This is a genomic window from Curtobacterium flaccumfaciens (genome assembly GCF_051548005.1).
Lineage (GTDB): Bacteria > Actinomycetota > Actinomycetes > Actinomycetales > Microbacteriaceae > Curtobacterium.
The window spans coordinates 1-10496 of record NZ_JBPUGH010000121.1 but is presented as its reverse complement, the minus strand read 5'-3'; the positions used below and the strand labels follow the sequence as shown (position 1 = coordinate 10496).

The following is a 10496-nucleotide window of genomic DNA, read 5'->3' as shown; positions in this document are numbered from 1 at the left end:
GGTCACCACCGCATCGAACAGACCGAAGCTCAGTCTGCGTCGATCGGTGGACAGGTGGCCCGTGACCTCCCCGCTCGCGCTGGCTCCACCGATCCGGACCGTCGCGGACGCGAACGTGGCTCCGGTCGGCGCCTGCAGGGACACCGCCAATCCGCGCCCAGGCGTGGCGCCCGTCGTGCGGACACCGAACTCGGCGGTGCCGGCCTGGTTCGCCAGGAGCGCGGGGACCTTCGTCTGCGTGATCTCGGCTCGCGGGGCTTCCGGGACGACGACCGCCCCACTGCCCGAGCCGCTCGCGTCACCCGCGGAACCCGAGAGTTGGAGTCGGATCCCGACGCCGTGACGTCCCTCGGGAGCGGTCCACGAACCGATCCCCAGCATCGGTCGCCATTCGACCCACCCTCCGGCCGGGAGGTTCACCGGACCGCCGACGAGCGAACCGGTCAGCCTCCGTCCGCCGTCATGGAGGACGACGTCCTCGAGGGACACCGCTGGACCCTCGGTCGGCGCGCCGGCCCCGGTCGACTGCATCGCGACCAGCCGGTCGGTCGGAGCGAACGACAGCCCGGTGGGAGCGGTGATCGTCACGGTTCCGCTGGTCACGGATCGGAGCGGCGCGCCGAGGACCGTGGCACGAACGGGGAACGGCTTCGACTCGCCACCCCAGACGAGCTCGGGAACGCTGCCGCTCGTGATGCGGAACTGCTCCCCGACGACGATGTCGACCGCTCCGGTCGTCGAGACCGGGCGACCGCCGAGCGTGCCGCTCAGCTCCCACGTGATCGTCACAGGCCCTGGATCCGCCCAGTCACGGGTCCTGAGCAGACCGGTGTAGGACAAGCCGGCTCCCTGGTCGAGCGGGTGACCGATGTCGCGGGTGACGGTCATCGTGCGACCGCCCTCCGAAAGCGACGGCTTGCCCGGCGTCGGCCAGAACCCCCACTCGTCGTCGGACGAGGACCGGTGCTGCGCCTTCACGGTCTGGCTCTCCGCCCAGAGCACACCAGCCGTGTGGGTGGACACGCGGAGCTTCGCGTCCGAGAGCAGGGGTAGAGCCTCGAGCGCGTCGTAGCCGAACCGGACCGCAGCCTCTCCCGACTCGGGGACGACCTGCGTGTCGAAGGTGATCGGGGATGCGTGGTAGGCCGGGTTGACGATGACGGGGACCTCACCGGCGATCACCACCGCGCCGAGGTTCGTCCGCGCATCGGTCGTGTACGTGATCGCACGGTCGCCGGGCTGCGCCGAGACGTTGGCTTCCAGGCGTGGTGTCCACGACACCGCGCTGCCCTTCTTCGCTGTCAGGTGCGCATCCGGCCAGATGCGCAGCACGACCCCGCCGTCCACCACTTCCGAGCGGCTGGTGAGCTCTTCCGATCGTTCCCAGTCGGCCGTGGGCTGAGGACGGAAGTGCCCGTCCACTCGAGTCTGCGTCGCGAAGCGCGTGCCCTCAGGCGCCCGGAGCTCGACCACGCCGTCCCCGAGACGGGTCACCGTCCGATCGTGGACCGTGAGCACGACGCGTGCGTCAGCGTGCCCACCCGGGACGAGCGTCACCGGGTCGTTGTCAGCTGGCCGCAGACCGCCCTCGGTCAGCCCGAACGACGACCTCGGGGCGAGACTCCGTGTCGACGGATCGGAGGTGAACAGGATCGTTCCGACGTCCGTGGCCCTGAACCGCGAGTTGCCCGTGACCGTGATGTCGTACTGGCGCGGCCCCACCAACGGCACGTTGTCCTGCTTCGCCGTCACGGTCCCCGTCACCCGGTTGCCGGACGCAGACCACCGCGTGCTGAACAGCTGTTCGTCCTCGTCCTTCGGCAAGCCCACCGGGTCGATGCCGGACGGAAGATCGACCGTCCACGAGACCGTCCCGCCGGCGGGCCACTCGATGGACGCATCGTCGACGTCTGCTCGGTTCCACGACAGGGTCGCCGTCTTCCCGGGTGCCAGCGGCGCACCGTCCGCCGTGCCGACGGAGACCCTGTGGACGCCGATCTGGGTGACCTTGGGCTCCGGACCCCGCACGATGGTGACCTCACCGACCTTCTCCTCGAACGCGGCACCGAACAGGCCGACGTACTCCTGAGTGTCGAACGGATCGGTCTCGGTCCAGGTCCGCGAACGCTCGACGTCCCGGATGAGCTGGTTCGTGTTGGCGATGCTGCTGTCGACGAGGGGCTTGAGCTTCCGGGTGTCGAACGAGTCCCAGGACGCCCCGTAGTACGCCTCCCAGGGCTGCTTCGTGACGGAGTCGATGTACTCCGCGATCTTCGGCTCCGCGAGGAACTCGTCGGCCATCTTCGTGAGGTCGAGGTTCCAGACCGTCTCGGTTCCGATGTCCACCATCGACGGGAAGGCCTTCTGGTACTGCGCGTAGCGCTCGGTGAGTGCCCGCTGCGTGGCGGCAGCCACCTGCACCTCGGCGTCGTACCCGGCGCCGAGGATCCCGACCCGGGCATCCGGCTCGGCGCGCGCGGCCGAGAGGGCGGCGCGGAGTCGGAGCTCCTCGACAATCGCCGTCCGCATCGACTTCAGGACAGCAGCGTCCGAACGCATCCGCTTGGCCAACGATTCGCCCATCGCCTCGTCGACCTGCTCGCGGAAGACGTTGTCGAGCGCAGTCCCGCGCTCCTTCGCCCAGTGTTCGAGCAGGACCGTCGGCGCGTCGTCGAGCTGGTCGTTGGCGTTGTCGAGGTGCTTCCGCCAGTCCGCTGCTTCCGCGGCCGGATGCGCCAGCTTCCAGAGCCAGTCGGCGACCTCCTTGCGGAACAGGTCCGCGAGCAGGACGGGTTCCATGAACGGGAGGAACGCAGGGTCGGCTTCCATCGCGACCTGGACCACCTCGGCGATGCCGTCGAACACGAGGTCGCCCCACTTGCCGTCCTCCCAGTCCTCGCGGAGCGCGTACCCGGTCGCAGCGATGCCGAAGTAGGGCAAGAACTCCGAAGCGTCCTCGAACCCGTACTCGAGGTCTTCGCCGACGGACGCGAGCAGGTCCGGGTCGGACGACACCGATCTGATCCGGTCGAGGTCCTTCTCGAAGGCGTCCGCGACCTCCCCGGACAGGTGGCCGAAGTCTCCGCCGGCCGCGAGTTCGTCGAGCGTCTCCGGCGCGGGGATCAGGAACGTCTCCGGATCCTCGACGGCGCGGTCGAGGTCAGTCGTGAAGTCGACCCCTTCGAGGTCCCCGTCGAAGCGGCCCTTGTGGAGCTCGGACAGGGAGTCCTCGTCGTCGATCACGGGGAGGCAGGCATCCGCTCGGCCGTCCGGACTCGGGTAGCACGCGCCGCTGGTCGGGATCGGCCGCGCCTCGTCCCTCGGTGCGCTCTCGGGGTCGGAGAAGTTCGGCGCGCGTTCGGGCGCCTCCGGTCGCCACGCGTGGTCCCCGAAGTCGTCGATGTAGTGCGTGTACTTGGTCGACGATCGCACGGAGTTCGGTCGGACCCCGCCTCGCGCAGCCCACTCGTTCTCGTCGACGATCTTCGTGATCCACTCGTCCGGGTTCCCACTGTCGAGGTTCTCGGCGAGCTCCACGTTGAACGAGTCCGCCGTTCCGTCCGGGAAGAGCGCGTCCTTGAACGACTTCTGGACGTTCACGAAGTTCTCGTCGGGCGCGATCTCGTAGACCCAGAAGTCCCCGCGCGGGATCGCGTCGCCGTTCTCGTCCACCGTGCCCATGCGCATGAACTGCTCCACGGACTCCGGATCGCCACCGGTCGACACGTAGGCCGAGTCCTTCGGCCGGACCTTGTCGAGCACGTGGTCCGCGAGGTTGTCGTTGTCGCCTCGCGGCGTGAATCCGTCTCGAGCGATCTCGGCCGGGCTGCGGGTGTCGCCGCGCCAGACGGTGTCCGGGACACCGCCGTTCGCCCAGGGCGTCTCGTCGAGCATCTCGAGGAGCTCCTCCGCATCGGGAAGGACCGCGGCGGCCGGCGGGGCCACCACGACACCAGCGATCAGCGCGGCCACCAGGGTGCTCGCGGCGGCCCATCCGAAGATGCGTCGAATCGGTCGGTTGGTCGCACTTGCACGCGACAGAGCGCTCACTTGGCGCTCACCTTCCAGGCAGCGCACGTGAACTGCACCTCCGCGGGGTACGGGATCGCGGCCCCACCCTCGAGCTCGTGGTGTTGCGAACGCCCCGAGATGGCCATGTTGTCGGGACACTCGAACGCGAAACCGCCCTTCGCGGTCGTGATCACCGCTTGCCGCTCCGTCCTGGTCGCTGAGACGGTCGGCTGCCCGCCCGGGAACCGGAAGTCCTTCTTGGTGTCCGCGACGAGCTCGGCGCACCGGAACTGGACGCGCGGCGCGTTCCCGTGCTCGTGCACGCTGGCGAGCAACGGGATGCCGGTGTTGTCGTCGGCGTTCCCGCACTCGGAGCCGAACCAGTCGCCGGTCCGCGGGTCGTGCCATTCCGATGTCGCCCGCTCGCCGATGAGCGCCACGTTCGCGGTCGGGTGCTCACCGATGACCGGGACCGCGCAACGGACCGCCGATGTTCCTTCGAACGTGTCCGCCTTCGGAGCGCGCACACCGATCATGACCTGGTTCGGAGGGCAGCGGTACATGGCTTCCCAGACCGCGTAGTCGCCGACGCTGGACTCGAACCAGTCTTGCTCGATCAGGACGATCGGTTCCTCGGCCGCGGCGTGCGGTCGACTGTCGGCACTCGGCTGCTGCGCCCAGGCAGCTCCCGTTCCGATGGAGGCCACGAGCCCTGCTGCGGCGACCGAGATCAGGACGGCCCTCCGCGTTCGGTTGGTTTTCAGTCTGTATTTCACATGCTGAATATATTCAGTCGGGGTTCGCTTCTCCAAATCGCACCTCCGGCGCCGTGCGCCTCGACGCGTCGGGCACACCGAAGGGCGTCGTTCCACCAGGGCGACAGGACTCACCGGGCTGACCGAGGAACGCGCTGAAGGCGGGGGCGTCGCAGGCCCACACCGCGCCTCCCGTCCGACCCTGGGGCGCCGCGATGACGCCAGGCGGGCGCGCGACACCGAAACGAGACGCTGACGCGTCGCGGCGGCACGGCACGGCACGGCACGGCACGGCACGGCACCATGTTCCGGACATGGCACTACGGCACAGCGCGGTTCCGTGTCCGGAACCTGGTTCCGGCGGTCCGCCCCCGTCGCGGTCGTCGCGCCGCGCGGTCAGGAGGCCGCGTCGCGCGCGGCCGCGCCCACCCCGAGCATGGTGTCGGCCTGGTCGTTGAGCCGTTCGAGGAGCGCTGCGAGCTGCCGCAGCTCGCCGGTGGCGAACCCGCCGGTGAGGTCGTCGAAGACCTCGGCGCCGGCCAGGTCGAGCTGGTCGAGGACCTCGATGCCGAGCGGCGCGAGCGACAGGAGGGCCGCTCGACCGTCCGCAGGGTCCGGCGCCGTGGTGAGGAAACCGCCGTCGACGAGCGAGGCGACCCGTCGGCTGATGACCGGCCGCGACAGCCCGGTGGCGTCCGCGATCGCGGTGGAGCGGACGGAGCCGAAGTGCTCGACGGCACGGAGGATCACGCGCGCGGTCGGGTCGAGGCCCCCGCGCGACTCGATGAGCGACGCACGGATGGTCTGCCGCACCCACAGCCGGTCGAGCTGGGATCGGAGGAGTCGCTCGGCAGCGGTCCGGTCCTCGTTCACGGGGCCAGCGTACTGGGCGGATTTAGTTGCTTCCAGAACGCAACGGATGTATCGTTGCGCGGTCTGCAAACTTTCACAGCGCGAAACCCCGGTTCGCGCAGCTTGATCCAAGGAGCTCGATGACAGCCACCGCACCCGTCTCGGTGCAGGCCCCCGCGGCCGCAGGTGGGGTCGGTCAGCAGCCGCTGATGACCCACCGCCAGATCCTCCTCGTCATCTACGGCCTGATGGCGGGCATGTTCCTGTCCTCGCTCGGCCAGACCGTCTTCGGCACCGCGATCCGCACGATCGGCGACGACCTCCACGGTCTCGACCAGCAGGCCTGGGTCACGACGGCGTACCTCATCACGTCGACGATCGCGACGCCGATCTACGGCAAGCTCTCCGACATCTTCGGCCGCCGGCCGCTCTACATCTTCGGCATCGTCGTCTTCATCCTCGGCGCCGTGCTCTCGTCGATGTCGACCTCGATGATCATGCTCGCCGGCTTCCGCGCCGTGCAGGGCATCGGGGCCGGCGCGCTCATGTCGCTGCCGCTCGCGATCATGGGCGACATCCTCGCCCCGCGCGAACGTGCCAAGTACCAGGGCTACTTCCTCGCCGTGTTCGGCATCTCATCCGTGATCGGCCCGCTCATCGGCGGACTGCTCGCCGGTTCCTCCGAGATCCTGTGGATCACGGGCTGGCGCTGGGTGCTCCTCATCAACGTGCCGATCGGCATCGCGGCGCTCATCATGGTGATCGTCTTCCTGCACCTGCCGAAGGTCCACCGGGCCGGCGACAAGCCCGTCGTCGACTGGTGGGGCGCCACCGCCGTGATCGTCACGCTCGTCCCGCTGCTGCTCGTCGCCGAGCAGGGCCGGACCTGGGGCTGGGGTTCACCGGCCGCCATCGCCTGCTACGTGGTCGGTGTCGTCGGCCTGGTCGCGCTGCTCGTCATCGAGTCGAAGATGGGCGACGCAGCGATCATCCCGCTGAAGCTCTTCCGTTCGGGCACCTTCTCGATGGCCACGGTCATCGGCTTCCTCGTGGGCTTCGCGATGTTCGGTGCGATGCTGACCATCCCGCTCTACCTGCAGATCGTCGTCGGGCTCACCCCAACCGAGTCCGGGTTCGCGACCCTGCCGCTCGTCGGTGGTCTGATGATCGCGTCGATCACGTCCGGCCAGATCGTCGCCCGGGTCGGCCGCTACCGGATCTTCCCGGTGATCGGCACGTTCCTGGTGTCGGCCGGCTACGTCGTCCTCACGTTCATGACGATCGACAAACCGCTGTGGTTCCTCATGATCGGCATGTTCCTCATCGGCCTCGGGCTCGGTTCGGTCATGCAGTCGCTCACCCTCGCGTCGCAGGGATCCGTCGAGGCCCGGGACATGGGTGTGGCGACCTCCTCGGCGACGTTCTTCCGCCAGATCGGTGGCACGCTCGGCACGGCCGTGCTCCTCTCGGTGCTCTTCTCGGTGATGCCGGCGAACATCCTGCACGCGACCGCGAACGAGAAAGACCTGTCCGCCGCACTCGGTGCCGCGACGAACCCGACCGTGGCGTCCGCGAGCGAGAACCGCGGCGTCATGGACAAGATCTGGACGCCGATCGTGACCCCGCTCGAGGACGGCGTGCAGACGAAGCTCGACGACGCCGCCACGCAGGCGAAGTCCGCCGCGCAGGCAGCGGTGACGGCGCAGGTGACCGCCGCCGTGCAGCAGCAGCTCGCCGCCGGAACCGTCCCCGCCGCCGCAGCGCAGCAGGTCATCGACCAGCAGGTCGCCGCCGCTACCCCGGCCGCCGAACAGCAGGCCCTCGCCGCCGTCGCGGACGAAGCACACGCCTCCGTGCAGGACGGAACCGTGACCGTCGACTGGTCGAACGCCTCCCAGCGCTCCTACTGGATCGACCAGCTCACCCCGACGCTCGCGAAGCGGATCGACGACGGCTCGGGCACGAGCGAGAACGCCTCGAGCGCGAACGACACCTCGTTCCTGACCGGCGCTGACAGCCGCCTCACCCGGCCGTTCATGGCGGGCTTCAACGCCTCGTCCGTGACGATCTACTGGGTCGGACTCGGCGTGATCCTGCTCGCGTTCGTGCTCACCTGGTTCTTCCGGGTCCCGCCGCTGCGCCAGCGTTCGGCCCTGCAGGAGCAGCACGACCTGTCCGCCGAAGCGCAGCTCGAGGCCGAGGCCGGAGCCGCCGCGGCCGAGGCAGGCTCCTTCACCGGACCGATGACGGGCTCCGTGCCGGTCTCGTCCGCACCGACGACGAGGTCCAACCCCGCCCGCCGGTGACCGACCGGGGCGTCCGTCCGCTCCCCCCGCGCGGACGGACGCCCCACCCTCCACTCCCCCGCCACGACCACCAGGAGACCCTCGTGACCACTCCGGCGCTCGAACGCGACACCGCCGTCGACCCCGAGCCCTGCACCCTCCGCGAGCGCAAGAAGCAGCAGACCCGGCAGGCCATCCACGGCGCCGCACTCGACCGTGTCATCGAGCACGGCCTCGACGGGGTCACGGTCGAGCAGATCTGCGCCGACGCGGACGTCTCCCCCCGCACCTTCTTCAACTACTTCACGTCGAAGGCGCACGCCGCCCTCGGGCTCGACACCGTCGTCACGCCCGACCGGGTGGCCGATGCCTTCCGCGAGGGCAGCGGTCGCCTCGTCGACGACGTCTGCACCCTCGTCGCGCGGAGCGTCCCGCTGCCCTCCGACCGGAGCCGCACCAAGGAGCTGCTCGTCCACCGGCCGGAGATGACCCCGATGGTGATGCGCTGGATGGCCGAATCCCGGCAGGCGATGCTCGCGGTGGTCACCACCCGGACGGACGAGCAGACGGCACGGACGGTCGTCACCCTGGTCATGTCGGCCCTGTCCGAGGTCGCGCACCGCGACACCGTCTCGAGCACCGTCGAGCTCGGCGACCGGTTGCGCGCAGTGGTCGCGGAGATGGCCGCGCTCGCGACCGCTTGAACCTGCCAAGAGACGGCCTGGAGGCGCGTGGCGGCGCCGACACGCGCCTCGCCAGGAGTCGCCGGCGGGTCCCTGCGTGGTCCGTGGCCGATCCGGTGCTCGAACCCCGGGGACGGCGCACCGGATCGGCCACTCTCGACGCGGGAGGGCGCCCGCAGTAGCCTCCCTGCATGCGAGCCAAGGGTCCGTCGCCGTACTTCCAGCTCCCCGGCACCGCCCGGGCGGCCCTGCAGCGCTGGTTGGAGGTGTTCGGCGGCGAGGTCCGGATCGCGACCTACGCCGACTTCAGCCGCACCGACGGACCGGCGGATTCCGTCGCGCACGGACAGCTCGCGGGCGACCTGGAGCTGTTCGCGGCCGACGCAGCTGACGGCGAGACCGCGTTCACGGCGACCGGGTTGTTGTTCTCGCTGCTGGGCGCCGCCGACCCCGCGACGCTGACCCGCTGGTTCGAGGCGCTCTCCGTCGACGGCACCGTGCTCGACCCGCTGCAGCAGCGGCCCTGGGGCGACTGGGACGGCCAGGTGCGCGATGCCTTCGGCGTGACATGGCTCGTCGGGTACGAGGCCTCGGCGCTGCAGGCGCACGAGCAGGAGCAGGAGCAGGAGCCGGGGCGATGAGCGTCGTCCGGCAGGTCCAGGTGACGTTCGACTGTGCGGAGCCGGAGCGCGTCGCCCGGTTCTGGTGCGAGGTCCTCGGCTACGTCGTGCCGTCACCACCGCCGGGCTTCGCGGACTGGGCAGCGTTCGATGCGGCACTGCCTCCGGAGCACCGAGGATCAGCGTTCGCTTGCCAGGACCCGGACGGCGTCGGTCCACGCCTCTTCTTCCAGCGCGTCCCGGAGGGCAAGGTCGTGAAGAACCGGGTCCACCTCGACGTCCGAGTCGGGACGGGCCTCGTCGGGGAGGAGCGTCTCGCCGCCCTCGACACCGAGAGCACACGGCTGGTGGCGCTCGGCGCGACCCAGGTCCGACGCATGACGGCGGACGGCATCAACGAGTCGTGCATCGTCATGCAGGACGTCGAGGGCAACGAGTTCTGCCTCGACTGACGCCGAGGCCGACACACCGGTGCAGCAGCCGACGCTCAGTCCGCGGCGACGAGCGGCGCCCAGAACACGTCCGGTGCTTCCTCCTGCACGCTGTCCGCGCTGAAGTCGAAGCCGTACTGCCCGACGAACTCGCGGGCGGCTGCGATCTCGTCCATCTCGTCGTCGTGCGCGGCGTCGAAGAGGTACACGCCGTGGCCCATCACGACGCCGCTGTCGCTCACGACGCTGAGGTCCCACCGCCCCTCTTCGGAGCGCGCGATCCGGACGACGGCGGCCTGGTCAGCGGTGAAGTCAGCCATGTTGCGAGCATACGGAGCGCCCTGTACCCCGGCATCAGGGACTCGGGGCGTACGGTCCCGCGCATGAGCGAACACCACGGAGAACCCGAAGAGCAGCACCACCCGGTGATGGACGGCGCCGAGGAGGCGACCAACGAGGAGAAGCTCCACGGCCTCGTCGAGCAGGTCGAACACGACCACGGACACGAGGGCGCAGCGGCCATGGCCGACCACCTCCGCGACCGTGCCGCCGAGACCGGCGTCGAGACCGAGGAGCCGTCCGACCACGTCGAGTGACGCGTCCGGCCGAACCGGGAATGGAGCCAGCCGCTCCGGCGTAGACATGAACACCGATCTCACGAGGAGCGAGCCATGATCCAGACCGACCCCCAGCCGACCGACCGCGACGAGAAGCACTGCCGCCCCGTCCCGTCGCTCCACGACGCGCCGGAACAGCGCTTCGGCCGCTGGCTCGGACTCATCAACGAGGGCCGCTGACGCGACCGCCGGTCGGGCAACCGACCTCGCGTCGCTGACGCGACCACGTGACGGCCTGGAGG

At 69.9% G+C, this 10496-nt stretch carries 10 protein-coding genes; 6 read left to right on the top strand and 4 right to left on the bottom strand.

The genetic code is table 11. The annotated features are described in order from the left end of the window. The 3 genes from ACSW7Y_RS13225 to ACSW7Y_RS13215 form a co-directional block, all read right to left on the bottom strand. Positions 1-3972: hypothetical protein (locus tag ACSW7Y_RS13225; protein WP_438126735.1), on the bottom strand; the 3972-nt coding region annotated here is incomplete at its 3' end. A gap of 74 nt (positions 3973-4046) precedes the next feature. Next, positions 4047-4718 carry a hypothetical protein gene (locus ACSW7Y_RS13220; RefSeq protein WP_438126734.1) on the bottom strand — a complete coding sequence of 224 codons (672 nt, stop codon included), beginning with the start codon at positions 4716-4718 and terminating at the stop codon, positions 4047-4049. A 444-nt stretch (positions 4719-5162) separates the two neighbouring features. Then, complete coding sequence (locus ACSW7Y_RS13215) at positions 5163-5639, bottom strand: MarR family winged helix-turn-helix transcriptional regulator (RefSeq protein ID WP_438126733.1); 477 nt, start codon at positions 5637-5639, stop codon at positions 5163-5165. 119 nt (positions 5640-5758) lie between these two features. On the opposite strand from ACSW7Y_RS13215, the gene ACSW7Y_RS13210 reads away from it, so the two are divergent. From ACSW7Y_RS13210 to ACSW7Y_RS13195, 4 genes are all read left to right on the top strand, one after another. Beyond that, on the top strand, positions 5759-7924 hold the full coding sequence (locus ACSW7Y_RS13210; protein WP_438126732.1) for an MDR family MFS transporter: 2166 nt from the start codon (positions 5759-5761) through the stop codon (positions 7922-7924). 83 nt (positions 7925-8007) lie between these two features. Next, positions 8008-8607: a TetR/AcrR family transcriptional regulator gene (locus ACSW7Y_RS13205; protein WP_438126731.1), complete on the top strand. Its 600-nt coding sequence runs from the start codon at positions 8008-8010 to the stop codon at positions 8605-8607. A gap of 170 nt (positions 8608-8777) precedes the next feature. Next, a complete protein-coding gene (locus ACSW7Y_RS13200; protein ID WP_438126730.1) occupies positions 8778-9227 on the top strand; it encodes a VOC family protein in 450 nt (149 codons plus the stop codon). Continuing rightward, complete coding sequence (locus ACSW7Y_RS13195) at positions 9224-9658, top strand: VOC family protein (protein WP_438126729.1); 435 nt, start codon at positions 9224-9226, stop codon at positions 9656-9658. Before ACSW7Y_RS13200 ends, ACSW7Y_RS13195 begins: the two co-directional genes overlap by 4 nt. Before the next feature lie 35 nt (positions 9659-9693). Here the strand turns inward: ACSW7Y_RS13195 and ACSW7Y_RS13190 are convergent, their stop codons facing one another. Continuing rightward, positions 9694-9957 carry a hypothetical protein gene (locus ACSW7Y_RS13190; RefSeq protein WP_438126728.1) on the bottom strand — a complete coding sequence of 88 codons (264 nt, stop codon included), beginning with the start codon at positions 9955-9957 and terminating at the stop codon, positions 9694-9696. 63 nt (positions 9958-10020) lie between these two features. Here ACSW7Y_RS13190 and ACSW7Y_RS13185 point away from each other — a divergent pair, with 63 nt between their 5' ends. Together ACSW7Y_RS13185 and ACSW7Y_RS13180 are read left to right on the top strand one after the other, a co-directional pair. Next, positions 10021-10233 carry a hypothetical protein gene (locus ACSW7Y_RS13185; protein ID WP_438126727.1) on the top strand — a complete coding sequence of 71 codons (213 nt, stop codon included), beginning with the start codon at positions 10021-10023 and terminating at the stop codon, positions 10231-10233. 75 nt (positions 10234-10308) lie between these two features. Further along, positions 10309-10434 (top strand): hypothetical protein, encoded by a 126-nt coding sequence (locus ACSW7Y_RS13180; protein WP_438126726.1) that lies wholly within the window; start codon positions 10309-10311, stop codon positions 10432-10434. Positions 10435-10496: the final 62 nt, after the last annotated feature.